The organism is Streptomyces sp. NBC_01288, from assembly GCF_035982055.1.
Taxonomy (GTDB): Bacteria; Actinomycetota; Actinomycetes; order Streptomycetales; family Streptomycetaceae; genus Streptomyces.
Map to the genome: position 1 here is coordinate 10,332,110 of NZ_CP108427.1, position 25,783 is coordinate 10,357,892.

General features: G+C 68.8%; 23 protein-coding genes. 14 read left to right on the plus strand and 9 right to left on the minus strand.

Annotated elements, in window-relative coordinates:
- Nucleotides 1-90: 90 nt before the first annotated feature.
- The 5 genes from OG194_RS46610 (at nucleotide 91) to OG194_RS46630 (ending at nucleotide 3,955) form a co-directional block, all read left to right on the plus strand.
- A complete protein-coding gene (locus OG194_RS46610) occupies nucleotides 91-327 on the plus strand; it encodes a hypothetical protein (protein ID WP_327406797.1) in 237 nt (78 codons plus the stop codon).
- Complete coding sequence (locus tag OG194_RS46615) at nucleotides 327-704, plus strand: hypothetical protein (RefSeq protein WP_033281017.1); 378 nt, start codon at nucleotides 327-329, stop codon at nucleotides 702-704. The genes OG194_RS46610 and OG194_RS46615 overlap by 1 nt, the downstream gene beginning before the upstream one ends.
- A gap of 61 nt (nucleotides 705-765) precedes the next feature.
- On the plus strand, nucleotides 766-1,722 hold the full coding sequence (locus OG194_RS46620; protein WP_327406798.1) for a GlxA family transcriptional regulator: 957 nt from the start codon (nucleotides 766-768) through the stop codon (nucleotides 1,720-1,722).
- Between the two features lie 110 nt (nucleotides 1,723-1,832).
- Nucleotides 1,833-2,831, plus strand: coding sequence for a type I glyceraldehyde-3-phosphate dehydrogenase (gene gap / locus OG194_RS46625; RefSeq protein ID WP_327406799.1), 999 nt, complete (start codon nucleotides 1,833-1,835; stop codon nucleotides 2,829-2,831).
- A 62-nt stretch (nucleotides 2,832-2,893) separates the two neighbouring features.
- Nucleotides 2,894-3,955 (plus strand): P1 family peptidase, encoded by a 1,062-nt coding sequence (locus OG194_RS46630; protein WP_327406800.1) that lies wholly within the window; start codon nucleotides 2,894-2,896, stop codon nucleotides 3,953-3,955.
- A 23-nt stretch (nucleotides 3,956-3,978) separates the two neighbouring features.
- Here OG194_RS46630 and OG194_RS46635 read toward each other — a convergent pair whose 3' ends face one another.
- The 4 genes from OG194_RS46635 to OG194_RS46650 all read right to left on the minus strand — a co-directional run bounded on the left by OG194_RS46635 (nucleotide 3,979) and on the right by OG194_RS46650 (nucleotide 7,125).
- Nucleotides 3,979-4,470, minus strand: a complete 492-nt coding sequence (locus tag OG194_RS46635; protein WP_327406801.1) for a GNAT family N-acetyltransferase — start codon at nucleotides 4,468-4,470, stop codon at nucleotides 3,979-3,981.
- Between the two features lie 25 nt (nucleotides 4,471-4,495).
- Nucleotides 4,496-4,759: a hypothetical protein gene (locus tag OG194_RS46640; RefSeq protein ID WP_327406802.1), complete on the minus strand. Its 264-nt coding sequence runs from the start codon at nucleotides 4,757-4,759 to the stop codon at nucleotides 4,496-4,498.
- A 138-nt stretch (nucleotides 4,760-4,897) separates the two neighbouring features.
- On the minus strand, nucleotides 4,898-6,520 hold the full coding sequence (locus tag OG194_RS46645; protein WP_327406803.1) for a CocE/NonD family hydrolase: 1,623 nt from the start codon (nucleotides 6,518-6,520) through the stop codon (nucleotides 4,898-4,900).
- Complete coding sequence (locus OG194_RS46650) at nucleotides 6,517-7,125, minus strand: TetR/AcrR family transcriptional regulator (RefSeq protein ID WP_327406804.1); 609 nt, start codon at nucleotides 7,123-7,125, stop codon at nucleotides 6,517-6,519. Before OG194_RS46650 ends, OG194_RS46645 begins: the two co-directional genes overlap by 4 nt.
- Before the next feature lie 130 nt (nucleotides 7,126-7,255).
- On the opposite strand from OG194_RS46650, the gene OG194_RS46655 reads away from it, so the two are divergent.
- From OG194_RS46655 to OG194_RS46670, 4 genes are read left to right on the plus strand one after another with little or no spacing between them, the layout of a single operon-like run.
- On the plus strand, nucleotides 7,256-7,621 hold the full coding sequence (locus OG194_RS46655; protein WP_327406805.1) for an ArsR/SmtB family transcription factor: 366 nt from the start codon (nucleotides 7,256-7,258) through the stop codon (nucleotides 7,619-7,621).
- Nucleotides 7,605-8,132 (plus strand): SRPBCC family protein, encoded by a 528-nt coding sequence (locus tag OG194_RS46660; RefSeq protein WP_327406806.1) that lies wholly within the window; start codon nucleotides 7,605-7,607, stop codon nucleotides 8,130-8,132. Before OG194_RS46655 ends, OG194_RS46660 begins: the two co-directional genes overlap by 17 nt.
- Complete coding sequence (locus tag OG194_RS46665; protein ID WP_327406807.1) at nucleotides 8,132-8,797, plus strand: dihydrofolate reductase family protein; 666 nt, start codon at nucleotides 8,132-8,134, stop codon at nucleotides 8,795-8,797. The genes OG194_RS46660 and OG194_RS46665 overlap by 1 nt, the downstream gene beginning before the upstream one ends.
- Before the next feature lie 40 nt (nucleotides 8,798-8,837).
- Nucleotides 8,838-9,269 (plus strand): ester cyclase, encoded by a 432-nt coding sequence (locus OG194_RS46670; RefSeq protein WP_327406808.1) that lies wholly within the window; start codon nucleotides 8,838-8,840, stop codon nucleotides 9,267-9,269.
- Between the two features lie 11 nt (nucleotides 9,270-9,280).
- Here the strand turns inward: OG194_RS46670 and OG194_RS46675 are convergent, their stop codons facing one another.
- The 3 genes from OG194_RS46675 to OG194_RS46685 form a co-directional block, all read right to left on the minus strand.
- Nucleotides 9,281-9,937: a response regulator transcription factor gene (locus OG194_RS46675; RefSeq protein WP_327406809.1), complete on the minus strand. Its 657-nt coding sequence runs from the start codon at nucleotides 9,935-9,937 to the stop codon at nucleotides 9,281-9,283.
- Nucleotides 9,938-9,982: 45 nt separating this feature from the next.
- Complete coding sequence (locus OG194_RS46680) at nucleotides 9,983-11,743, minus strand: sensor histidine kinase (RefSeq protein ID WP_442811770.1); 1,761 nt, start codon at nucleotides 11,741-11,743, stop codon at nucleotides 9,983-9,985.
- Nucleotides 11,744-11,844: 101 nt separating this feature from the next.
- Nucleotides 11,845-12,117: a hypothetical protein gene (locus OG194_RS46685; RefSeq protein WP_327406810.1), complete on the minus strand. Its 273-nt coding sequence runs from the start codon at nucleotides 12,115-12,117 to the stop codon at nucleotides 11,845-11,847.
- A 494-nt stretch (nucleotides 12,118-12,611) separates the two neighbouring features.
- Between OG194_RS46685 and OG194_RS46690 the strand changes: the two genes are divergently transcribed.
- Together OG194_RS46690 and OG194_RS46695 are read left to right on the plus strand one after the other, a co-directional pair.
- Nucleotides 12,612-15,251: an alpha-L-rhamnosidase-related protein gene (locus OG194_RS46690; protein ID WP_327406811.1), complete on the plus strand. Its 2,640-nt coding sequence runs from the start codon at nucleotides 12,612-12,614 to the stop codon at nucleotides 15,249-15,251.
- Nucleotides 15,252-15,458: 207 nt separating this feature from the next.
- On the plus strand, nucleotides 15,459-16,721 hold the full coding sequence (locus OG194_RS46695; RefSeq protein WP_327406812.1) for an MFS transporter: 1,263 nt from the start codon (nucleotides 15,459-15,461) through the stop codon (nucleotides 16,719-16,721).
- Between the two features lie 35 nt (nucleotides 16,722-16,756).
- Here the strand turns inward: OG194_RS46695 and OG194_RS46700 are convergent, their stop codons facing one another.
- On the minus strand, nucleotides 16,757-18,013 hold the full coding sequence (locus tag OG194_RS46700; RefSeq protein ID WP_327406813.1) for an acyltransferase family protein: 1,257 nt from the start codon (nucleotides 18,011-18,013) through the stop codon (nucleotides 16,757-16,759).
- A gap of 148 nt (nucleotides 18,014-18,161) precedes the next feature.
- On the opposite strand from OG194_RS46700, the gene OG194_RS46705 reads away from it, so the two are divergent.
- The 3 genes from OG194_RS46705 to OG194_RS46715 all read left to right on the plus strand — a co-directional run bounded on the left by OG194_RS46705 (nucleotide 18,162) and on the right by OG194_RS46715 (nucleotide 25,338).
- Nucleotides 18,162-18,731, plus strand: a complete 570-nt coding sequence (locus tag OG194_RS46705; RefSeq protein WP_327406814.1) for a hypothetical protein — start codon at nucleotides 18,162-18,164, stop codon at nucleotides 18,729-18,731.
- A 72-nt stretch (nucleotides 18,732-18,803) separates the two neighbouring features.
- On the plus strand, nucleotides 18,804-19,361 hold the full coding sequence (locus tag OG194_RS46710; protein WP_327406815.1) for a hypothetical protein: 558 nt from the start codon (nucleotides 18,804-18,806) through the stop codon (nucleotides 19,359-19,361).
- Nucleotides 19,362-19,449: 88 nt separating this feature from the next.
- On the plus strand, nucleotides 19,450-25,338 hold the full coding sequence (locus tag OG194_RS46715) for a non-ribosomal peptide synthetase (protein ID WP_327407422.1): 5,889 nt from the start codon (nucleotides 19,450-19,452) through the stop codon (nucleotides 25,336-25,338).
- Here OG194_RS46715 and OG194_RS46720 read toward each other — a convergent pair whose 3' ends face one another.
- On the minus strand, nucleotides 25,339-25,758 hold the full coding sequence (locus OG194_RS46720; RefSeq protein WP_327406816.1) for an SRPBCC family protein: 420 nt from the start codon (nucleotides 25,756-25,758) through the stop codon (nucleotides 25,339-25,341).
- Nucleotides 25,759-25,783: the final 25 nt, after the last annotated feature.

Genomic DNA, 25,783 nt, shown 5'->3' on the forward strand with positions numbered 1-25,783 from the left:
GGACGTGGGCGGGCTGCCCCGAATCCCTGCCGTATCGGCTCTGATGGCATGCCCCTCGCACCGGCGGCACCAACTAGGTACCATCGCAGCATGCCATCACTGAATGTGTCCTTCACCGAAGAGGAACTTGAAGGAGTGCGCGCGGCCGCCGCGGCCGAGGGGAAGAGCCTCAAGCAGTATCTGCACGACCTCGGAGTCCGCGAGATGCAGCGCGGCCGGTTCGTCGCCGGTGCTTCTCTGTGGGCCGAGCGGTTGCGCGGAGAGTTCGACGACGCCTTCCCCGACGAGGTGCCGCCTTCCGAGCGTGACGGGGCCGCGGCCGCCTGATGCACCTGTACATCGACGTCTCCTGGCTGCTCGACGTCCAGGAGGCCGCCCTCGGCCGCGAGGACATGTCGGTCTCCGACTACTCCGCGCTCGTGGCCGCCGTATCCCGGCACAAGACGAAACTGCCGACCCTCGCCGCGGCCGACCCGGACGCCGCCTGGCGGGCCGCCGCGCTCATGCACACCATCGTGCGCCTGGAGCCGCTGCCGCACCGCAACAGCCTGTACGCCGCGTTCGTCGCCGCCCAGTACATGGGCCAGTCCGGGGAGGGGATCGACCCGCCCTACGGAGCCCTCTCCGACCTCGTCCGCAAGATCCGCGACACTCGGGTCGGGGTTCTCGCCGTGGCCGACCAGCTGCGCTCCTGGAAGGTCTGACCTGCGGCGACCCGGTGCGGCTCCGTGAACGTGGAGCCGTAGCCCTGCGTAGGCTGTGTGCGTGTCCTCTGCCCGTCTGCGTCGCGTCGCCGTCCTCGTCCTCGAAGGCGCCAAGCCGCTCGACGTCGGAATCCCCGCGCAGGTGTTCACTACGCGGGCGAGCATGCCGTACGAGGTGCGGTTGTGCGGTGCGGCGCCCGGGCTGGTGACGGGCGGCGACGGACTGTCGTACCACGTGGCCGATGGTCTCGACGCGTTGACCTGGGCCGACATCGTGTTCCTCCCCGGGTACCGGTTCCCGGACCGGGAGGATCCGCCGCGGGGTGTCCTGGACGCGTTGATCTCCGCGCACGACCGGGGCGCGCGGCTCGCCGCGATCTCGACCGGGGCCTTCGCGCTCGCCGCCACGGGGCTGCTCGACGGCAAGCGCGCCACGACGCACTGGCACTACACGCGGGCGCTCGCGACGAAGTACCCGCTCGTCCGGGTCGACGAGAACGTCCTGTTCGTCGACGAGGGCAGCGTGCTCACCTCGGCGGGCGCCGCCTCGGGGATCGACCTGTGCCTGCACATCCTGCGCGGCGATCTCGGGGTGGCCGCGTCCAACCACGCGGCCCGGCGCCTGGTCGCGGCTCCCTACCGCAGCGGCGGTCAGGCGCAGTACGTGCCGCGCAGTGTGCCCGAGCCGCTCGGTGAACGGTTCGCCGCGACCCGCGAGTGGGTGCTGCACCGGCTCGGCGAGCCCCTCACCCTGGAGACGCTGGCCCGGCAGGCCGCTGTGTCACCGCGCACGTTCTCGCGGCGCTTCGTCGACGAGACCGGTTACACGCCGATGCAGTGGGTCATGCGGGCCCGCATCGACATGGCCCGTGAGCTGCTCGAACGGTCCGAGCGCAGCGTCGAGCAGATCGCGGCCGACGTCGGTCTCGGCACCGGCGCGAACCTCCGGCTGCACTTCCACCGTCTCCTCGGTACGACGCCGAGCGAGTACCGGCGGACCTTCGCGCAGGGGGAGTAGCCCGGCCCTGCCCGGGGTGTGGCGGGATCCTTTTGAACCATGGCGATCGCGCCACTGTCCGCGTCGGCTGTCGCGCGCGAGCCTGGTGGAGAACCGAAGGGACATAACTCATGACTCGCATTGCCATCAACGGATTCGGCCGCATCGGACGCAATGTGCTGCGCGCCCTGCTCGAACGCGACAGCGAGCTGGAGGTCGTCGCCGTCAACGACCTTACGGAGCCCGCCACTTTGGCGCGGCTGCTCGCCTTCGACACGACGTCCGGCCGGCTCGGCCGCCCCGTGACCGTCGACGGGGACACCCTTGTCGTCGACGGCCGACGCATCAAGGTGCTCGCCGAGCGCGAACCGGCGGACCTGCCCTGGGCCGAGCTCGAAGTGGACCTCGTGCTGGAGGCCACGGGCCGTTTCACCTCCGCCAAGGCCGCCCGCGCCCACCTCGACGCGGGCGCGCGCAAGGTGCTCGTCAGCGCGCCCTCGGACGGCGCCGACGTCACGCTCGCGTTCGGGGTCAACAACGACGCCTACGACCCGGCCACGCACACGATCGTCTCGAACGCCTCCTGCACGACCAACGCGCTGGCACCCCTCGCCGCGGTGCTCGACCAACTCGCCGGTATCGAGCACGGCTTCATGACCACGGTGCACGCCTACACACAGGAGCAGAACCTCCAGGACGGCCCGCACCGCGATGCCCGCCGCGCCCGCGCCGCCGCCGTCAACATCGTGCCGACCACGACAGGCGCCGCGAAGGCGATCGGGCATGTACTGCCGAACCTGGAAGGCAAGTTGTCGGGCGACTCGATCCGCGTGCCCGTGCCGGTGGGCTCGATCGTCGAACTCAACACCACCGTCTCCCGTGACGTGACCCGCGAGGACGTGCTCGCCGCCTACCGCACCGCGGCCGAGGGGCCCCTTGCCGGCGTCCTTGAGTACTCCGACGACGCGCTCGTCTCCTCCGACATCACCGGCAACCCGGCCTCGTCGATCTTCGACTCCGCGCTCACCCGCGTCGACGGCCGCCATGTGAAGGTCGTCGCCTGGTACGACAACGAGTGGGGCTTCTCGAACCGTGTGATCGACACGCTCGAACTCCTCGCCGCGGGCTGACCGTCCGCGCAGCCGAGCTGATCGTGAGGGCCCGGGGACCGGCGGTGTCGTAGTGTCTCGCCATGCCCGTGCCGCCAAGCCCTCAAGTGCCCGCAGTACCCCGCCGAGCCCGTCAACTCGGGCTCGGCGTCGGTGACTTGCCCACCGGAACGCACAACGCGATCACGGACGTGCCCGGCATCCGCGTCGGACACACCACACTGATCCACCCGCCGCGCGTGCACAGCGGCGTCACCGCGATCGTGCCCGAGGGGGTGGGCCCCGGAAGCCCGTTGCCCGCCGGGGTGTTCGCGGGCAACGGCTACGGCAAGCTCCTCGGCACCACGCAGATCGTCGAACTCGGCGCGCTGGAAACCCCCGTGCTGCTCACCTCGACCCTGTCCGCCTTCCGGGTCGCGGACGCCCTGGTGGGCTGGATCCTGGAACGGCCCGAGGGCGCCGACGTCCCGAGCCTGAACCCGGTGGTGGGGGAGTGCAACGACGGGCTCCTGTCCGACATCCGGTCGCGTCCGGTGCGGGAGGAACACGTCCTCGCCGCACTTGAGTCGGCGTCCGCCGGACCCGTCGCCGAGGGGTCGGTCGGCGCGGGCACCGGGATGACCGCGCTCGGCTTCAAGGCGGGCATCGGCACCTCGTCGCGGCGGGTGCCGGTCGTGGGGCAAGAGGCGACGCTCGGGGTGCTGGTGCAGGCCAACTTCGGTGGAACGCTACGGGTGTTGGGTCGCACGGTCACTCCCGCTGATGTGGGCCTTCCTGCGGACGAGTCCAGTCCCGGTCCGGAGACCGGCTCGTGCATGATCGTGACTGCCACCGACGCGCCCCTGGACGCCCGCCAGTTGACGCGGCTCGCCCGCCGCTCCGTCTATGCGCTGGCCCGGGTCGGCGCCGGTTACAGCAACGGCAGTGGTGACTACGGCCTTGCCCTGGGCACTCGTCCTCTGGGTACGCCAGCCGGGCCCGCGGTGGTGCCTGATGCCGGGCTCGATCTTCTGTTCGGCGCCGTGCTGGACGCCGTAGAGGAGGCGGTTCTCAATTCGTTGTTGACCGCTGCTCGGGTCACCGGGCCGGGTGGGCATACGCGGTATCCCTTGCCTGCGGGGGAGTTGCTTGCCCTGTTGGGGTGAGTGCCTCTGAAGTGGTGCTGGGCCTAGACGTCGCGCTGGTACCAAGTGCCTTGTTTGCCGCCGATGTCGGAGGGGTGGGCGGGGCCTACCGGGGTGAAGCCGGCCTTGGTCAGGACCCTCTGGGATGCGATGTTCTCGTGGGAGGTGGCCGCTCTGATCGTGCGCAGGGCGTGCTGTGAGGCTGCCAGTCGGCACAGTTCCTTGACGGTTGCCGTCGCCACGCCCCGACCGGTGACGTGCTGTGCCACCCGGTAGCCGAGGGTCGCCGTGTGTTCGTCGGTGATGTCGACCAGGTTGAATCTCCCGAGGACCGAGCCGTCCTCGGCCACGAGCACGTAGAAGGCGCAGATGCCGGCCTCCTGCTCGGCCAGCAGGGCGTCGAAGCCGGCGGTGAACTCGTCGAAGTAGGCGTCGCCGCGGTCGGAGATCGAGGTGGCGAAGTAGGCGCGGTTGACCGACTCGAAGGTCAGGACCGCCGGGGCGTGGTCGGCGTGGAGTGGCTGTAGTTCGGGCATGTGCCTGACCTGTTCGGGGAGTTGGTCACTTTCTGACGAGGAGGCAGGTGCCGTCCGGGTCCCGTGTCTCCGGCACGCCCAGGTAGGCGAGATCCTGGACGAAGCGTCGGCGGGAGACGGGCATGTCGCCGGCCGAGTAGAGATAGCCCGCGTACATGCGCTCGGTGGGCTCCTGGCCCGACCAGGTCAACTGCTCGGTCAGCCAGCGCACCACGCCGGGATCGACCGGGCGGACCTCGCCGGAATCGAAGGTGTGATGACACTGCGGGCATTCGACTTCGCTGGGCATGTGGGCCATTGAAGCCCGCCGGCCCCTTGAGCCACATCGGCCTGAGGTCGTAAGGGATGCCCGGAGTACTTGGGATGGTTCTACGGGATGTCCCTTAGTCCGCCAGCGGCCAGCGCGTCAACGGCCCACCGGGTTGGGTCAGTTCGGTTGGCCGAGCGGCAGGATCACCGCGGAGGGGTGGGCCGGGGTGTGCAGTACCTGCTGGTCGGCTGCGCGGAGCGTGGTGGCGGTCGCTCGGGGTTCGCCGGTGCCGAGGTTGCGGTTGTAGCGCGGGAAGGCGCCGCTGGAGATCTGGACGCGGATGCGGTGGCCGCGCTTGAAACGGTACGCCGTCGGCCAGAGTCGGACCTTCGCGCATGTCGTCTCGTCGGCGTCGGTGAGGCTGATCAGACCGTCGCAGACGTTCGTGGAACGGCCCTCCTCGTCCACGTCACAGAGGCGCACGAACACGTCGGCGTACGGCAGGCTGGAGCGGAACCAGATCTCGGCGCTCACCTCGCCGATGACCTCGACGTCCTTGTCCAGGGCGGGAGTTGTGTAGGTGAGGACGTCCGGGCGGGCCTCCAGATCGGTGTTGTCGACGCGGCCCGACTTGACGCCGACGGCCATGCGGACGCCGCCGACGGCCGGGGTGGGGTCGGCCGGGTCGTAGCGGTAGGTGTCCGGGGCGGACTCGTCCGGCGGGTCGGCGGCCAGGGCGCCGGCGGGGTGGAGGTGGAGGCGCTGCGGGGCGTAGCCCGGCGGGGGCCAGGACGGGAAGTCGCGCCAGGTGTCCTCGCCCATCACGAACAGGCGCACCGGGGCGCGGTCGGACGGCTTCTCGCCGCGGGCGTGGGCCAGACCGAAGTCGAGGGCCTCGGCGGTCGCCGTCACCCCGACGCCCATGGAGATGTGCGCCCACGGTCCGACGGTGAGCCGGACCTCCCGTCCCGCGCCCTGTAGCGCCTGGAAGTCGCGGAGTTGACCGGGCAGGAAGATGTCGTACCAGCCGCCGACCGTGCTGACCGGCACGGTGAGGTCGGCGACCCGGGAGCTGTGGTCGAGCACGGACCAGAACGCTGAGTCGGCGTCGTGGTCGAGGGTGTTCTGGAAGTAGTCGGAGCGGCGGCCGATGGCGGCGGTGTCGGCCTCGTTGAGCGGGAGCGTGTACCAGGCGCGCCGTTCCTTCCGGAGCCGTAGCGCTTGGTGGAGCAGCGCGCCCCGGCGTTCCTGGCCCGCGACCTGGAGGCCCCAGCCGAAGGTCGCCTCCAGGGAGAACGACTCCTTGCGGAGGAACTCCAGCGTGAAGGCGGATTCCGAGACCGAGGGGATCAACGCCTTGACCTGCGGCGGCAGTTGGCCGGACACCGACCACTGGGCGAAACCCAGATAGCTGCCGCCGTAGAGCACGACCGCGTCTCCGCACCAGGGTTGCTCGACCAGCCACCGCACCGTGTCGAGACCGTCGTCGCGTTCGCCGCGGAGGGGGTCGAAGTCGCCGCCGGAGCCGAAGGTGCCGCGGGTGCTCTGGATCAGCACCTGGAATCCTCGCTCGGCCAGCGGCCTGGCCAGCTGCGCGGCGATCATGCCCGCCCTGCCGTACGGGATGCGGATGAGAGCGGTCGGGAGGTCGGCGGGGCCGGATTTCGGGGTCCAGCGGTCGGCCAGGAGGACGGCACCGTCGCGCATCGGGACCCGCAGATCGTGCTCGACGGTGAGGTCTCGGGTCGCGGGCGGGGGCAGGTGCAGGAGGCGCTGGGCGAGGTGGCTGCTGAGGTTCATCGGGGGTGGTCTCCGTGTGCCGGGACTTGGTGGCTGAGGGTGAGGGTCGACGCGAGGCGGAGCAGACGGTTCGTCAGTGCCTCGGGGTCGAGGGGGTCCGTGCCGTCGATCACCCAGTTGTTGACGAGCGTGGCGGCTCCGCCCGCGATGAACTCCGAGAGGTCGTCCGCCGTCTGCTGGTCCAGCTCGCCGAACAGCTTGTGGACGGCGGGCCTGTTGAGGGAGCCGAAGAGTTTGTTGAGGGTGCTGGTCATGGCGAAGGCGCAGGAGCCGGTCAGCATCGGGCGGTAGAAGGAGCGGTGTTCCGCGAAGTGCCGCGCCAGCGCGGCCACGCCCTCGGAGGTGTCGCCGCCGTCTCCGGCCCGGGGGAGCAGCTCCCGTCGCACCAGGTCGATCGCGGCTTCCGTCAGCAGGGTGTCGCGGTCCCCGAACTGGAGGTAGACGAGGCGGCGGCTGACGTCCGCCGCCTCGGCGAGATCGGTGACCGGGATGTCCGTGGTGCCGCGCTCGGCCACGAGGCGCACCGCGGCCGCCATCAGGGCCGCGCGGGAGCGCCGGACCCTTCTGTCCTGGGTGCCGGATTCCTGGATCGGTTCGAGCTGCATGCGGTTACGTTATACAGGTGAGAATAAATGCACAAGTGTGCATCTTCTTTGAGCTGGCTCGGTGGTGGGCCCGGTGCCGGGCCCGGCGCTGAGGCGTTGACGCATGCCGATATAGACATACGATGGCGCCATGGCACGAGCGGCGACGACCTCGGATGCGTTCAACGCGATAGCCGAACCGCGGCGGCGGGAGATCCTGCTGCTCCTGCGGGGCGGCGAGCGGCCGGTGACCGACCTGGCGCGGGACCTGGGGATGACCCAGCCGCAGGCGTCCAAGCACCTGCGGGTGCTCCGGGAGGTCGGGCTGGTGCGGGTTCGCGGGGAGGGCAAGCAGCGGCTGTACGACCTGGACGCTCGCGGGCTGCGGCCGGTCCACGAGTGGGTGGGCGGCTTCGAGCGGTTCTGGAGCGGGAGCTTCGACCGGCTGGACGAGTACGTGCAGGAGCTGAAACAGGCAAGGCAGGAGGAGGGACCAGATGATGGCGACGAGCAGTAGCGGCGGCGATGCCACGCACGCGACCGTGACCGCGGACCGCGAGGTCGTGATCTCCCGGGTGATCGGCGCCCCGCGGGAGCTGGTGTTCCAGGCGTTCACGCAAGTCCGGCACCTGTCGCGGTGGTGGGGACCGGAGGGCTTCACCACCACGACGCGGTCCTTCGAGTTCCGCGTCGGCGGGGCCTGGGACTTCGTGATGCACGGGCCGGACGGGACCGACTACCAGGAGTGGATCACCTGGCGCGAGATCGTCCCGCCGGAGCGGATCGCGCTGCTGCACGGCGAGTCCCGCGACGACCCCGACGCCTTCGAGTCGGTCCTGGCCTTCGAACCGGCCGGCGACGAGACCCGGATCGTGATGCGCACGGTGTTCCCCACCAAGGAACTCCGCGACGAGGCCGTGGAGAAGTACCACGCGATCGAGGGCGGCGAGCAGACGCTGGGCAACCTGGCGGCCTATGTCGCCGAACTCGCCCGGAACGAGAGCGACTTGAAGGGAGCGGAGAGCTGATGGCCGGGAAGGTGTTCTTCAGCGTGACGATGTCCCTGGACGGCTTCATGGCGCCGGAGGACGTGCCCGTCGAGTACGTGTTCTCGCCCGAGGGCCGGAACGACCCGAGGGTCCACCGCTGGATGGCGAAGTGGTCGGAACTACAGGCGTGGGTGTTCCCGCTGCGGTTCTTCCGGGAGAACCTCAAGCTGGGCGAGGGCGGCGAGGAGGGCCGGGACAACGACGTCGCGCGGGAGACGTTCGAGCGCACCGGTGCGAGCGTCATGGGCAGGCGCATGTTCGACGGCGGCGAGCTGTCCTGGCCCGAGGACGCGCCGTTCCACACCCCGGTGTTCGTCCTCACCCACACCGGGCGCGAGCCGTGGGAGCGGCCGGGCGGCACCACCTTCCACTTCGTCGACGACGGCATCGAGAGCGCCCTCGATCGGGCCCGCGTGGCGGCCGGTGACCGTGACGTGCGCATCGCGGGCGGCGCCGAGACGATCCAGCAGTACCTGGACAGCGGCCTGATCGACGAGTTCTCGATCGCGCTCGCGCCCGTGCTGTTCGGCGCCGGCATCCGCCTCTTCGACCACGTGGACCCCGACCGCCTCACCTTGAACCAGACCCGCACGGACACGTCGTCCCGGGTGACCCACCTGACGTACACCGTCGGCAAGCGGTAGCACCTCACCCCTCATCTCCCCCCACGACAAGGAGAGGCCCATGACCGTGACCGACGTGAGCGAGGCCGCCAAAGCAGTGGTCCGGCGCAACACCGAGGAGGTCCAAGGAGGCGGCGACTACCAGCTGTACGACGAGTTGTTCGCCGACGACTTCGTCGACCACACCCCGCAGCCCGGCCGTACCTCCGACAAGGCGGGTGCCCTGGAGCTGTACAAGGTGTTGCGGGCCGCGTTCCCCGACTTCCACGCGGTGATCCACTGGCAGGCGGCCGACGGCAACCTCGTGACCACCTACAAGACCTACCATGGCACGCACGAGGGGGAGTTCTTCGGAATCGCCCCCACCGGCAAGGCGATCGAGTTCGAGACCGTCGACGCGATGCGCGTGGTCGACGGGAGGATCACCGAGCACTGGGGCGTGGCCAACCTCTTCTCCCTCATGGAGCAGTTGGGAGCCAGGCCCGGCGGCTGACGAACCGCGGATCAGCTCGGCCCCAGCCCCGCGTCCCGCGCCAACAGGGCCGCCTGGACCCGGTTCTCGCACCGCAGCTTCGTCAGGATCCGGCTGACGTACGTTTTCACCGTCGCCTCGCTCACATGGATCCGCTCGCCCGCGTCGGCGTTCGACAAGCCCTCGCCGAGCAGCGCGAGCACTTCGAGTTCCCGGGTGCTGAGCGACTCCAGGCGCCGGCGCGCCTCCTCGCCGCGCGCCGCCGCCCGGCCCGAGGCGAGCTGGTCGACCACGTGACGCGTGGCGGCCGGTGACAGATACGCGTCCCCGGCCGCGGCCGCCCGTACCGCCTGGATCAGTTCGGCCGGCGCAGAGTCCTTCAGCAGGAACCCGGCGCCACCCTGGCTCAGCGCCCGCAGCACGTTCTCCCGCTCACCGAACGTCGTCAGGATCAGCGGACGTACGGCCGGTGCCACCCGCCGCAGTTCGGCCAGTGCGGACAGCCCGTCCAGCACGGGCATCTGGATGTCGAGCAGGGCCACGTCGACGGCGTGCGCGCGGACCAGGTCGACCGCCTCACGGCCGTTGGCCGCCTCCGCCACGACATCGATGTCGTCGGCGGAGGTGAGGATCATCCTGATGCCCGCCCGGATGAGGGGTTCGTCATCCGCGACGAGGACTCTGATCACAACTCTCCTGCGGGGCGTGCGACGGGGGCGACGGGCGGCCCAAGACTACGACTTGGTCGCGAAGGCCCGCTTCTCGATCAGTTTGCCGTCCTTGAAGCAGAAGCGGAAGGCGGGCATGTCCCCTCCCTTGGTCGGCCAGTTCTTCGTGGAGAGATACGACGAGCAGGTCGCCCCCGCCGGCTCGGCGGGCGCCTCGTCACCCAAGGTCCCGGCCAGGAACGACTTTCCGTGCGGCAGCCTGTCCCGTACGGCCGTCTCGGAATCCCCGACCTTCACCGACTCGTAGACCTTCGGATCGAGCATGAGCTTGTCGCCCTCCTTCCCCACCAGGTTGACGATCAGCACGACGGCGACCACCCCGAGAACCAGGAAGGTCAGCACTGCGGCGCTGCATCCGATCACGACGCCCTTCTTCTTGCGTCCCATGGCGATGTCGAACTCCTTCTGCCTGTCCGGCGCACCGGACCAGTCGATGTCCGCACCACCGTCGCCGGGCGCCGCCCCCTCGTTCTGCCCCCGGAAGTCGTTCGCCGCATCGACGAAGGTCGCTCCGCCCGGCCCCGGGTCCGTCGGCCACCCGCCGCTCTCCGACCCACGCGGCGAGCGGGGACCGTAGGGCAGCACGCCCGCGATGCGGAACCCGCCGTCCGCCGCGGGCCCCGCGTGCACCATGCCGCCGACCAGCCGGGCCCGTTCCTGAAGCCCCGTCAGCCCCTGCCCGCCGCTCACCACGGTCCGCCGTACGGCCGAAGTCAGCGCGGGTACCGGCCCGTTGGCGACCTCGACGACCAAGGAGTCCGGCTCGTAACGCAGTTCGACGGCGATCGCGGCGCCCTGCGCGTGCTTCAGGGCATTGGTCAGCGCCTCCTGCACGATCCGGAACGCCGCGTGGTCGGCGGCGGGAGCCAGCGGACGTGCCTGGCCCGTACGCCGCAGCGCCACGACCGTCCCCGCGCCGCGCGATCCGTCCACGAGGCCGTCGATCCCCGCCACGCCCCGCGACTGGGGCTCCAACTCGGTTTCGTGGTCCCGCAGTTGATCGGGGGTGCCGTCACGCAGGATGCCGACCGCCTCCCGCAGTTCGTGCATCGCGGTCACGGACGCCTCCCGCAGTACGCCGACCACCTCGCGCTGCCCGCCCGTCAGCTCGCGGTCGACCTCCAACGCGCCCGTGTGGACGGCGATCAGGGCCAGTTGATGGCCGAGGCTGTCATGCATGTCCTGCGCTATGCGCTGCCGTTCGCGCAGGCGTGAGTGGGACGCGATCATCTCGCGCTCGCGCAGGAGCTGGGCGTTGTGCTCGTGCAACGCGCGCATCAGCGTGCGGCGTTGGGCACGGTTGCGACTGGCCAGGCCGGGCACGACCCCCGTCGCCAGGAACGCGAGCGTGGTGAACACCAGCGTCTGTACGGCCGGCAGCGGCTGCGACGGACTGGGGACGGACAGCCCGACGTAGAGGACGTAGGCGCCCGTGAAGAACGCGAGTGCCCGGCGCGGTGCCTCGATCCGCGCGCCCGCCGACCAGCTCACCACGATCAGCACGAACCCGAAACCACCGAGCACACCGGCGACCGCACCGGTGACGAGCAGGGCGCCGGCGGGGAACGCCCGCCGCAGCAGGGAGATCACCGCGGCGACGACCCCGACGGCGACCATCCGCAGAGCGCCGTCGCCCGTCTGGGTCACGGCCATGCTCAGGGCCAGGACTACGGCCAGCACCGTCTCGCCGACGATCTGCCGCCGGGACCACATGCCTGCCGCGCCCAGTCGGCTCCGGACATCGAGGGCCATCGTCTTCGCATTCACGCGCCAACGGTATGCAGCAACGCCCGCGCGCACAGCATCCGTTCGTCGCATCCACGAACGACCAAAGTCGTACGGTCCGCCCCCCACACTGTCCTCGTCCGTCAGCCGCCGTTCTTGAAGGACGTGACCTGGCACCGGACCTTGTCCTTGTCGTAGTCGGGCAGATCCAAGCTGTCCCCGCTGACCAGGGCCCAATTCCCGTCGGAGACAACGCTCTTGATGCCGCGGCGGTTCATGCACCGCACTATCGCGCGTACGCCGTCGCCGTAGCGCGGGTTCTTCGCCGGGTCCATCTCCAAAGGCTGCAACGGGTGCTTCGAGTCGCAGGCCTTGATCGCGGGACTGCCGGCCGGAGCCTTTGTACCGGACGGCACGCCGTGTTCCTCAAGGCAGTGACTCCAGGCGTCCCAGAGCCTGTTGACGTCCTCCTGGCTGTCGTCGAGACGGATCCGTAGGTGCCCGGCATCCGGGTCGGCCGCAGTCGCAGCATGCGCGGAGGGGTCGCGATGGAGGCGACACCTTCGTCATGGGTGCCGCCCCCGCCACCACCGCAGGCGGCGAGCAGCACGAGGGTCACACCCGAGGCGACGACGGTCAGCAGGGGAGCGGTGACGCCTCGGTGGAGGGAAGGGAGGGAGGAGGGCATGGCGTCAACGTGCCGTCCACGTATGAAGATCCTGTCAGCGTCCGATCAGCGACCCATCAGCGTTCTGTGCGGTCGTCCGCCGTCGTACGGCGCCTCGTTCCGCACGGTGCGCATCGGCGATTACTTCTGTCCCAACGCTGTACGCGTATCCCGTGTTCGAGATAGCGTCACCACGCAGCTGCCGAGTGAAACGATTCAATCCATTGCGCTCAAGGGGACGGCATGGCGTCGAACAGCACACCGGACAAAGGCATTTCCCGTCGCGTAGCTCTGGCCGCAGCCGGCACCGTCGGACTCACCGCGGCGTCCCTCTCCACCGGACTCCCCACGGCTGAAGCACTTCCCGCCGAGGGGGCCTCCGGTTCGCTCACCTCCAACCCGCCCCGCCGCTCCGGTGGTTGGCACCGCTACGTCCAGGGCCCGTCCTCGCGTACGGTCCGCCCGGTGCGGATCACCACGTCGACCGGAGACGTGAAGAACCCGGACGCGCTGCTCAAGCCCGGCGGAGCCAGATCCGTCCTGCGTCGCCCGCAGCCCGCGGCGGCGCCGACCTGGCCCGCCGGCACCACGGCCGAGGCGTCCTCGGCCCACGCGGGCAACAACGGCAACGACGGCCAGCCGCGCACCTACGACGCCACCAACGCGGTCGACGGGAACCCGGACACCTTCTGGAACGACGACACCCTCGGCGTCTTCCCCGACGTCCTCACCATCACCGCGCCGCAGGTCACGACCTTGCAGGGGATCACGGTGATCTCCAACAGCGACGGCGTGCCGACCGACTACACCGTCGACGTGTGGACCGACGGCGACTGGCACACCGCCGCCACGGTCACCGGCAACGACGCGGTGCAGAAGGCCGTTCCGTTCACGGCGAAGGTCAGCACCGACCGCGTCCGCATCACGGTGACCCACGCGCAGGACACCTCGCACGGCGACTTCACCCGGATCAACGAGGTCTGGCCCGCACCGGTCGAGCCCGTCCCGATACCGACCGTCACCGTGGACTTCGGCAAGGTCGTCGTCGGATACCCGCAGATCAGGTTCACGTCGGCGTCCACCAACTCGCCCGGTGTACGGGTCGCGTTCTCCGAGACCCGCCAATTCCTCACCGACCGCTCGGACTTCACCCGCGCCGACCAGGCGGGCGGCGCCGGAGGGGGTACCGACCAGTTCGCCGTCCCCGCGAAGGGCGCCAACTGGGTTGACCACAAAGGCTTCCAGGCCGGAGACAAGGTCTTCGCGGACGGCCTGCACGGATTCCGCTACCTCAAGATCAGCCTCGACGCACTCGCCTCGGACAGCCCCGCCGCGCAGCCCTGGGGGACTGTCGAAATCGACTCCGTGGCGCTTCAGTTCACCGCGTACGTGGGCACACCGAGCACCTACCGCGGCTGGTTCCTGTGCTCCGACGACGAGTTGAATCGTTACTGGTACGGCGCCGCCTACACCAACGAACTCGTCACCGACACCTTCCGCCAGGACGACGTCGACCCCCGCAACGCGTGGAGCGCCACGCTGGAAGGCAAGTTGGTCCTCCAGGACGGAGCCAAGCGCGACCGCGACCCGTACGTCGGCGACCTCGCCGTCTCCGCGCGCACCCTCTACCTCACCCACGACGACGCGGCCGCCGCGGCCCGCAACGTCCTGGCCGACCTCGCCGACCACCAGCGCGCCGACGGCTGGATCCCGCCCGCCTCCATCGGCAACTACACCCTCCCGCTCTTCGACTATCCGCTGTACTGGGTCACGTGCAGCTGGGACTACGTCCTCTACACCGGCGACCGCCAGTACGCGACGCGCTACTACCCGACCCTGCTGAAGGTCCTGGACACCTGGTACCCGAGCGTCACGGACGGCGCCGGCCTGCTGAGCAAGGGCCTCAACGGCACCGACGGATACGGCGACTACGCCTTCCTCGGCCGCACCGGCCGCGTCACCTACTACAACGCGCTCTACGTCCAAGCCCTCCAGAACGCCGCCCAGTTGGCCCGCCTGCTGGGCCAGAAGGCCGACGCCACACGCTGGAGCACACGGGCCGACAACGTTGCCCAGGCCGTCAACTCCCTGCTGTGGGACGCTAATGCGGGCGCCTACCTGGACTCGGGGACGGGCGCGGTACGGCACGCCCAGGACGGCAACTCCCTCGCCGTCGTCACCGGCATCGCCGACGCGGCCCGCGCCACCTCGACACTCGCACATCTCGACGCGACGACGCGACGGCCGTACGGGAACGCCTTCATGGACAACGACACGCTCTTCGACCAGGCGTCGCAGCGGGTCTACGCCTTCACCTCGTACCCGGAGATCGAGGCCCGCTTCCTCAGCGGTCAGGCCGGGTCCGCGCTCGACCAGATCCGCCGTATGTACGGCTGGATGGACAAGAACGACCCCGGCATCACCCACTGGGAGGGCATCGGCCCCAACGGTTCGCTGTACGAGGACGCCTACACCAGCATGGCCCACGGCTGGTCCACCGGTGTCCTGCCGGCGCTGACCCACAACCTGCTGGGCGCCCGGCCGACTTCACCCGGGTACGCCACCTGGGAGGTACGTCCGCAGCCCGGTGACGTCGACTGGGCGACGGGTCAACTCCCCTCCCCGCACGGCCCGTTGGGCGTGGAGTGGGAGAACAGCGCCCGCGTCTTCCGGCTCACCGTTCACGTGCCCCGGCACACCCAAGGCTCGGTCGTCTTCCCCGGTGACGCGCGCGGTCTGCGCGTGAGTGTCGGTCGGCGGACGCTGTGGGACGGGCGGCGGGCGTCGAGCCGCGATGTGACCGTGATCGACGGGACGGCGGTCACGGTCGAGGGCCTCGGTGCGGGAGACCACAGCTTCGTGAGCGAAGTGCGCGGCAACTGACCTTATTGGTGAGCCTCGTCGGCGCACGGCGTCGCGATGAACCGCTCCGGGACGGACCAACAGGCGTCTGGTTCGGGGCGGTTCACTGTGAACCGGGTGAACCGGGCGTTCGCTTTGGCTAATTGTGGCGGGTGTTTTGCCGGTCCTTGCGTTGCCCCGGGCCGCCGCGCCCACCTAGCCTGACCTGCGGACCAAGGGAGGGCCGACATGCTGAAGACCGTCCGGGAACAGGCAGCGGGACTCACCAGGGATCAGCGCAACGCCTTCGTCGCCGCCTACTTGGGCTGGGCGATGGACGCCTTCGACTACTTCCTCGTCGTGCTCGTCTACAGCGAGATCGCCGACGACTTCCACGTCTCCCTCACCGACATGGCCTTCCTCACCACGGCCACCCTGGTGATGCGACCGGTCGGCGCTCTCATCTTCGGCCTGTGGGCCGACCGCAAAGGCCGCCGGACCCCGCTCATGGTCGACGTGGCCTTCTACTCGGTCATCGGATTCGCCTGCGCCTTCGCACCCAACTACACCGTGCTGCTCGTACTGCGCCTGCTGTACGGCATCGGCATGGGCGGCGAGTGGGGCCTGGGCGCGGCGCTCGCCATGGAGAAGATCCCGGCCGAGCGACGCGGATTCTGGTCGGGCCTGCTACAGAGCGGCTACTCGCTCGGCTATCTGCTCGCCGCGGTGGCGTTCTTCGTCATCGAACCCGCCTTCGGCTGGCGGGGGTTGTTCGCCTTCAGCCTGGTGCCCGCCCTCGTCTCGCTGTGGGTTCGCGCCCGGGTGGAGGAGAGCGAGGTCTGGGAGAAGAGCGTCAAACTCAACCGCACCCCCGCCTACCAGGTGTTCAAGAACCCCGCGGTGCTACGGCGGTTCGTGTACCTGGTCGCGCTGATGACCGCGTTCAACTGGATGTCGCACGGCACCCAGGACATCTACCCGACCTTCGTGAAGAAGGGCCTGGGCCTGTCCCCGGACACCGCGATCGCCATCGCCGTGGTCTACAACATCGGCGCCATCATCGGCGGCATGGTCCTCGGGGCGTACTCCGAGCGGCTGGGGCGCCGGCGCACGATCATGATCGCGGCGGCCGCGGGCCTGGTCGTGGTGCCCTTCTTCGTCCTGTCCAGCACGGTGGGCTGGCTGATGCTGTCCTCCTTCCTGATGCAACTGTGCGTACAGGGAGCCTGGGGCGTCATCCCCGCGCACCTCACCGAGATGAGCCCGGACACGATCCGGGGTTTCTATCCCGGAGTCACCTACCAACTCGGCAACCTGATCGCCGCCCTCAACCTGCCGATCCAGGAGGCCCTCGCCGAACGGCACGGCTATCCGGCGGCGATGGCGTGGACCGTAACTCCCGCCCTGGTCCTGGTGATTGTGCTGAGCGCCGTCGGCAAGGAGGCCAAGGGGATCCGGTTCGGCGGTACGGGGACGCAGGCCCCGAGTACTCCGGCGGCGGACCCGGTGTAGCTCCGGCGGCGCGTGCGGGGGCAGCCGATCGCAGGTCAGAGGACCGGTGTACCCGGTCCCGTGGCGACAACCGGCTCCACCCGTCGCGCGCGGGGCCGACCGCGTCGAAGCAGAGGCCGTTCGACGAGGGCGTACGACGCGAGGGCCGCGGCGAACGTGGCCGCGAGGCCGGTCTGGAGCAGGGCGTCACCGCGCACGCCGAGGTCGTGCAGCAGCCGGATGACGGGGTAGTGCCACAGATACATCCCGTAACTGAGGTTGCGCCCGGTCCAGACCATCGCGGACAGCGACAGCAGGCGGGTGGGCCACGACCGGGGGCACAGTTCCAGCGCGGCGACCACGCAGGCCGTCAGCAGGGCGGCAACCAGGAAACCGACCGTGTACCAGACGGGATTCCAGCCGCTCACCTCGGTGATCGGGATCTGCCAGGCGATCAGCCCCAGCACCGCGAGCGCGGGCCAGCAGAGCCGACCCGCCCAGCGGCGCAGCGACGCCAGCCGGGGATCGTCGGCGCGCAGTCGGGCCAGGGCGAGGGCGAGCAGGGCGCCGATGAGGAGTTGGTCGGCGCGGGTGTCGGGGCCGTTGTAGATACGGTGCGCGGCTGTCGGGTCCCAGAGCACCGTCCGCCAGAGCACCGGCAGGACGCACAGGACCGCGACGCAGGCCAGCACCACGCGTGCCGTCGCGTGCCGCAGCAGGACGAGCAGGAGGAGTGGCCAGGCGAGATAGAACTGCTCCTCCACGCCAAGGGACCAGGTGTGACTGAGGGGCGCGGTGAGATCCGAGTACGTCCCGGAGTCCCCGGCCCGTACGAGATTGACCACCGATCCCGCGGCCAGCGCCGCGGCCGCCCACGCTCCGCGGAACAGCGGCAGCGCGAACGTCACGGACAGCAGGGCGGTGACCGCGCACATCACCAGCAGAGCCGGCATCAGGCGCACCCACCGGCGCCGATAGAACGACCACAGTCCGATGCCACCGGTACGGGCGTACTCGCCGACCAGCAGCCGCGTGATGACGAAACCGCTGATCGTGAAGAACACGTCCACACCCACCGAGCCGCCCGGCACCAGGTCCGGCTCCACGTGGTAGACGATCACCAGCACCACCGCGACCGTCCGCAACCCGTCCAGCCCCGCGACCCGCCCACCACCCCGCAGCGCCGACGAGAAGCCCCGCCCGCCGCCTCTGCCCCGTTCCGCGGACGCGGGCACGAGCGGCGGCGGCGCCGCCCGCACATCAGGGCTCTGCTCCGTGGCCTCGTCTACCGTGCTCCGCTGGAGGGTGCTCATATCGGCCGCGTCTGCCCACGCCTGCGCGGATCACACAAATTCTCATGGTGCGCACAGGTTGGCGTTGCTCTGGCGTTGCCTTTCGGACGCCGGTGTCCGGCGACTAATGGTCGGCAGACAGGCCGCCTGACTTGGCAGACTGATCGGCATGGCCAACTCGTATGCGCAGGCAGTGCTGAGGACGACGGATCTTGCCGAGGTACTGCGCGCCGCCGGGCGACTGCTCGAACTCGCCGACACCACGGAACTCGAAGTCGACTTCGAGGCAAGGGTTTCCACGCCCGGAGAGCTGGAGCGGTTGAGCGGGGTGATGCCGGAGGCCGAGTGGTTCTCCTACGGAACCGACCGACACGGCTTCTCGAAGGATGGCGGAGTTCCGTCGGAGTGCCTCCCGGTCCTCCTGCGCAGATGGTGCATGGCCCCGGAAACCGTGGAGGAGTTCGTGGCCGTGGCCGGGGACGTCCCGGCCATGGTCCGCTGGGACTTCAACGGTTGGCCCGAGGCTCCGGAAGTGGGTCTCGGCAGCGGTGGTTGCAGAGGCGCTTACGTGACGGTGTGCATGAACGCACGCGACCTCGACATCTGCTTCGTCGAGGAGCCCGCGCCGGACCACACGCTGTACGTCCACGTGAAGCAGATCGAGGCCGAACGGGCTCCCTGGCTGGCGGCACAGGTCGGCCTGCGGATCATCGGGGAGTTGGAGATGGCACCCCTCTGAGGTTGCACTGTTGCACTCAGAACGTCCGCCGGGCCGGCCTGCCGAACTGGCCATCGCCGTAGAGGAGATGCAGTGCTGGGATTGTTGGGCTTCTACGACGAGTTCGACGGCCGTTCCGGTTGTCCGAACGGGTCGATACACGATGCCGTCCGGCCCGTCGGCGAGCCGGACGAGCCGGACCTGGTGGCCTACCTGGACGCCGGACACGTCCTGATCGACGTCATGGAAGCCGGGCACGACGTCATCACCGGCGATGCCCACCGGAATTCCGCTGGATGCTCCTCCCCGGTGACCGACGGGACGTGGCTGTGGCGCCAGGACCTCCCGCACTACCTGGAGACACACCACGTCTCGCTGCCCGAGGCGTTCGTCGAGCACGTCCGCGGCCTGAACCATCGGATGCCCGCCGTCACCGTCGCCGAGTTCGCTCCGCACTACGACGAGACCATGCCCCTGGTCGGCTGGGCCTCGGCGGTGCCATGGCGATCGACTGCGACCGTGCTCGTACCCGCACCGCGACCAGTGACCGACAAGGCCCAGTTCGACGCGGCGGCGTCGGCCCAGTCCCGCAACCGGCCACACGGCAACTGGAGCAGACCGCGCAAGCCGCGCAACCCGCCGAGAACGTAGGGCGCCACCGCCTGCTTTCATTGCTCATTACGACTCAGATCCAGTGAAATGAGCTCTGCACGTGCCGTACACCAAAAGTTCATTCGCCATGTTGGGGGCCCAACTAGGGGTCTGGTACGGCACCCTGCTCGAACCGCATTCGCCCCGCTTCAATATGAGTCAGACCTGCGAAGTGCTGGGTCCCGTGGACCCGGATCTTCTCCGGGCGACGTTCCATCATGTGTCGCTCGAAGTGGAGGCCGTGCGTCTGCGGTGTGTGAGGGAGGAGGGGGTGCCGACGCAAATGGTCGGTTCGTTGCTGCCGCCTCCCATGGAGTTCGTCGACTTCAGCGACGCATCCGATCCTCGGGAAAGCGCGGACGCGTGGATCGAAGCGGATCGCGTCAAGGTGTTCGACCTGGCCGACGGCCGCATGACCCGCCACTGCCTTCTCAAGTTGGCGCACGACCGCTTCATCGTCTACTCGTGCGCGAGCCATATCTCTTTGGACGGCTACGGAGAGACCCTGTTCAATCAGCGCACGACGGAGGTCTATCAAGCGCTGCTGGACGGCAAGAGCCCCGAGGTGCGGTCTCTCGGGTCGGTGCGGGAGTTGGTGGACGAGGAGTCGGCCTATCGCGGCTCGGCCGAGTACGACGAAGACCGCCGGTACTGGATGGAACGGCTGGACGGAGCGGGATCCCCGCCGTCTCTCTCGCTCGGGACACGGCAGGGCGAGGACCACCAGGTCGTGTGCTCGGGGCGAATTCCCCCGGAACAGCGCGACGCGTTGCGCACCGCCACGCGGGCCGCTCTTCCCGTCGTTATCGCCGCCGCTGTGGCCGTTTATCTCAACCGGGTGACCGGCGCGTCCGACATCGTTCTGGGAATTCCCGTTTCCGCACGGGTGACCCCGGCGGCCAAGATGACGCCCTCCATGATGACCAACGCGATTCCGTTGCGGCTGACCGTCGACCGGGACATGAGTTTCGCGGAAGTGGTCAAGCAGGTGTTGAAGGAGATGCGGGACGGTCGTCGTCATCAACGCTATCGGTTTCAGGATCTGCGCCGAGATCTCCGGCTGCACGGGGACCAGAAACTCTTCGGCCCTGAAATCAACGTGCTGACTTTCCCCAACGGGTTCGAACTCGGCGGCCACAAGCTCATTCAGCATTACATCAACACCGGCCCCTGCGACGATCTCACCCTTCTGATCTACGACCCGGGCGACGGCCACGGGCTCGTCATGGACGCCATAGGCAACAGTGAGCGGTACTCCGAGGACGAGGTGACCGGGCATCATCGGCGGTTGCGTCAGATCCTCGACCTCGTCACGAAGAATCCCGACATGGTCGTAGGAGATATCGATGTCCTCCATCCCGCCGAGCGGGAGAAGATTCTCGTCGAGTGGAATGACACCGCGGTCCCCGTGCCGGACACGAACCTCGCCGGGATGTTTGAGGCGCAGGTCGTCGCAACACCGGATGCGGCAGCTGCTGTCCATGGGGACGAGACGGTTTCCTATGCCGTGCTCGATTCAACTGCCAGTGAAATCACTCGTGTTCTGGCAGATCATGGTGCTGGTCCTGGACAGCGTGTCGCACTGCTTCTGCCCCGCTCGGTGGGTCTCGTCTCGGCGATGGTCGCGGTCTCCAAGACCGGTGCGGCCTTTCTGCCCATCGACACGGAATTTCCCGATGCGCATGTCGGGCGCATTCTGTCCGACGCCGATCCTGGACTGGTGATCACGGATGCGGCGCACGTCTCCGTCCTTCCTCCGGACACCCGACATGTCGTTGTCGACTCGCTCGGCACTGTGCGCGAGGTCAAGGGCGGTGCATGTGAAGCCGTGGGTGCGGATGTGGCTGCGGGGGAAACGCCGGCCTATGTCATCTACACCTCCGGATCGACCGGTCAGCCCAAGGGAGTTGTGGTCCCGCAGCGGGGGATCGTCAATCGGCTCCACTGGACGCAGGCGCAGTATCAGTTGGAGAGCAGTGACCGCGTTCTCCACAAGACGTCGATCAGTTTCGATGTCTCGCTGTGGGAGATCTGGTGGCCGTTGACGGTCGGGGCCGCCGTGGTGATCGCCGAGCCCGGTGGACAGCGTGATCCCGCGTACCTCAGTGAGCTGATCCGTCGTGCGGGGGTGACCACCGCACACTTCGTACCGTCGCTCCTGTCGGAATTCCTCAATGAGCGGTCCGCGGCCTCGTGCCGGGGTCTCCTCCGGGTGTTGAGCAGCGGGGAGCGGCTCAGCAGCGCGTTGGCCGAGCGGTTCCACCGGACGCTTCCGGCACGGCTGCACAATCTGTACGGTCCCACCGAGGCGTCGATCGATGTCACCGCCTGGGAGAGCCGGCCGCAGGCGGGCGAAGGGACGGATGTCCCCATCGGACGGCCGGTGTTCAACACGCAGACGTATGTGCTGAACGAGAGCCGTATGCCGGTGCCGCCCGGGTATCCGGGGGATCTGTATCTGGCGGGCGCCCAGTTGGCGTCGGGCTATCTGAATCGGCCGGATCTCACGGCGGAGCAGTTCGTCGCCAATCCCTACGGCACATCGCCGGACGAGCGCATGTACCGCACGGGGGACATCGCCCGCTATCGGCCCGACGGAGTTCTCGAATACCTGGGCCGCGAGGACGGTCAGGTCAAGGTTCATGGATTCCGTATCGAACTGGGCGCGGTGGAGGCCGCGTTGGTCGCACACGACGACGTGCGGTCGGCCGTCGCATCCGTGCACACGGACCGGGCGGGCCACGAGCGACTGATCGCCCACGTGGTGCGTTCGGGCCCGGAGAGTTCCTTCACGGACGCCGATCTACGGGAGTTCGTGGCGTCCCGTCTTCCTTCGTACATGGCGCCGACCGTACTGACCGTCGATCACATCCCGTTGAAGGTGAACGGGAAAGTGGACCACCATGCGCTCCCCGCTCCCGACTTCTCCTCACGGGGTCCGAAGAGCGCACCGCGTACGGCAGTTGAGCATGCGCTTCATGACTTGGTCGCGCGTGTGCTCGGTCTGGACGACATCGGTATCGACGACAACTTCTTCGAGCGCGGTGGCGACAGCATCCTCGCCATCAGGCTGGTGACACGGGCGAGGGAGGAGGGGTGGGTCCTGTCCGTGCAGGACGTGTTCTCCAAGGGCACGGTCCGGACATTGGCCGCCGCCGCACGGTACGAAGGAGAGGGACACCAGGCTGACGAGGACCCCGCACTCGGGCGGGGAGAAGTCGCGGTCACGCCGATCGTCGCGATACTCGACCGGACCGCCGACAGATTCGACGCGTTCCATCAATTCGCCGTCGTCCGTACTCCGTTGGGCCTCGGCCAGGACACCGTGAAGAACGCGATCCAGGCCGTACTGGACCACCACGACATGCTCAGGCTCCGCGCATGGCGCGAGGACGGGCGGCTCAAGCAGGTCGTGACCGAACCGGGTTCGGTGCGCGTCGACGACTGCTTCACGCGGGTGTCCGTAGGGGAGTTGGACGACAAGGCGTGGGACGACGTCCTGATCGCGCAGCGGCATGAGCAGGCGGGCCGGCTCAGTCCTGAGGACGGGACGGTGTTCAGGGCCGTCTGGTTCGACGCCGGTCTCGAACGACGCGGCAGGCTTCTTCTCGTACTGCACCATCTGGTGGTGGACGCCGTGTCCTGGCGGGTGATCCTCGCCGATGTGGCACGAGCCTGCCGGGCCGTTGACGCCGAGTCGCCGGTCGAACTCGTCCGTGTCCGCGGTTCGTTCCGGCAATGGGCGGCCCGCGAGACCACCGAAGCCACCCTCGCCGCGGAACATTCGCTCGCCACATGGCAGCACCAACTCCGGCGCCCGAACGGCCTGTTCGGCGGTCACACAGGCAACGGCGGCACCCCGGACGACACGGCGGCGACACTGCGCAGCCTGACGGTCACCCTGCCGCCCGAGACAACCGGCCCTCTGCTCACCACCGTCCCGGCCGCCTTCCACGCGACCGCCGAAGACGTACTCCTGACCGCGCTGGCCCTGGCGGTCCGGCGCATGCGGGCCCTCCGCCGGAAGGATGATGGCGGGGACGACTGTCTTCTCCCGACGCGCGACAGTCTCCTCCTCGCCCTCGAACGGCACGGACGCACCACCACGTCGGACGACGACGGGGCGCCGGACATCTCGGGAACCGTCGGCTGGTTCACGCACGAGTTCCCCGTCAGCCTCGACCTGGGCTCGCTGGACTGGTCCGAGGTCGTGGACGGAGCAGCCGGGATCAGCGCAGAGGTGAAGCGGACCAAGGAGCAACTGCGTGCCGTCAGCGGGATGAGCGCCGACTACGGACGGCTCCGCCACCTCAACTCCCTTACCGCCACCGCCCTCACGGACCTCCCGGAGCCACAGGTCCTCATCAACTACCTCGGCCGCACCCCCGCCGACCAGGACGCCGACTGGGCGTTGGTCCCCACGTCCCAAGGCCTCGTCCCCGGCTACGACCCGCGCATGCCCGTCAGGCACGGGCTGGAGATCAACGTCTGCGCCTACGACCTCCCCGAGGGCCCGCGACTGACCGCCAACTGGCTATGGTCGCCGGGCCAGTTGGAGGAGAGCGAGGTCCGCTTGCTCGCCGAGCTCTGGGACACCGCCGTCCGCGGCATCGTCGGCCACCTGAGCCATCCGCACACCGGAGGCAGGACACCGTCGGACCTCCCGCTCGTGGCCCTGAGCCAGACAAAGATCGAGGCGCTGGAAAGGGACCATCCCTCGCTCCAGGACGTCTTCCCGCCCTCCCCGGACCAGACGGCCGGATTCAAGGGAACCGAGCCGCTGCAACGGCCCGTTCAGTGGGTCATTCATCTTGCGGGACAGCTCGATCCGGACAGGCTGCGTACGGCCATCGCCTCGCTCGCCCGTCGGCACGGCGCGCTTCGGGGCGGTATGTGGGGCAAGGGAGAGAACGGCCTCGTCCACTTCGTCGTCGCCGACGCGACCCCGGCATGGCGCTTCACGGACCTCTCCGCCCTCGGGCCGATCGACCAGGACACGCGGTTGCTGAAGGTGCGTGAAGAGGACTGGCGGCAGCCGTTCGACCTGGCCCGTCCTCCGCTGTTCCGATTCACGCTCATCCGGCTCGGACCGGCCGAGCACCGCCTCGTCATGACGAACGACCACCGAGTGCTGGACGGTTGGTCGTTCCCCGTGCTGCTCGAAGAACTTCTTGAGTTGTACGAGGCCGACGGAAGCGATGAATCCCTCGCGCCCGTCCCCTCGTACCGAAGCTACTTCGAGTGGCTCACGGCACAGGACAGGGAAGCGGCCAGGCACGCCTGGACGACGGCACTTGCCGGTGCGCATCCGACTTTCCTCGCCAGGCCACTCGTAGGTACTCGTGCGCCCCTTGAGGAATTCATGGTGGAACTTCCCCTGGAACTGACATCGGCACTGACCGACATCGCCGGCCGTCACCGAATGACATTGGGAACGGTCTTCCAAGGAGCGTGGGCCGCGGTGCTCGGTCGGCTGACGGGCGAGAGCGATCTCGTCATCCTCAGCTCCACCGGGGGACGTCCTCCCGAGATCCCGGGCGTGGAACGTATGGTCGGCCCGCTGGCGAACTCCACCCTGTTGCGGATCCGGCTCGACGACGAAAAGCCCTTCATCGACGAGCTGGAACGTCTCCGGGACCAGCAGGCCCAGCTGCTGCCACACCGTCACCTGCCGCTGAGGGACGTCCTGGCGACCACCGGCATGGAGAAGTTGTCGGATGTCATGTTCTTGAACCAGAACTATCCCCTGGACCGCGAAAAGCTCAGTAACCGTCCGGGAGTTCGAGTGTCAGGAATCGATTTCAGGAGCATGGGGGAGGGTGTCGCCCTGAACCCCATGATCTACCCCGGATCGCCTTACACGATGGTGGTGCGCTTTCAGCCGAAACAGCTCCACGAGGCTGAAGTCCGGGAGATGTGCGGGCAGTTCACCGATGTCCTGTGGACTGTCGCGGAAGTGCGAGATCCGCAAAGGTGATCAGGCGGTCACGGTCTTCAGGAGTGCGGCGAGGCCGTCGGCGTAGATGCCGTGGAACAACTCCTCGGCATCGGTGTCGGTGACGCCGACGGGGGTGAACGTGCCGGACCATTCGACGCGCGAGAGGTCGGGGCTGCCGGGGACGGCGTGCACGCGCAGAGTGGAGAGATAGCCGGTCACGGGGAACGGCGCCTCTTCGATGGCGTAGGAGTAGCTGCGCGCGGCTTGGTCGAAGGCCTGGAGGCGTTCGACGATGACACCGCCGTCCTGGTTGGTCAGGCGGCGTACCCGGCCCCCTTCGCCCAGTTCGCTCTCGGGGATGTAGGGGAGCCAGTCGGGCAGGGATCCGAAACCGCCGATGAGCTGCCAGACGTGGTCGGGGTTCTGCGGGATGTCGAGGGACGCGGTGGTGGTGGCCATGGTGAGTGCTTCCTGCGGTGTGCTG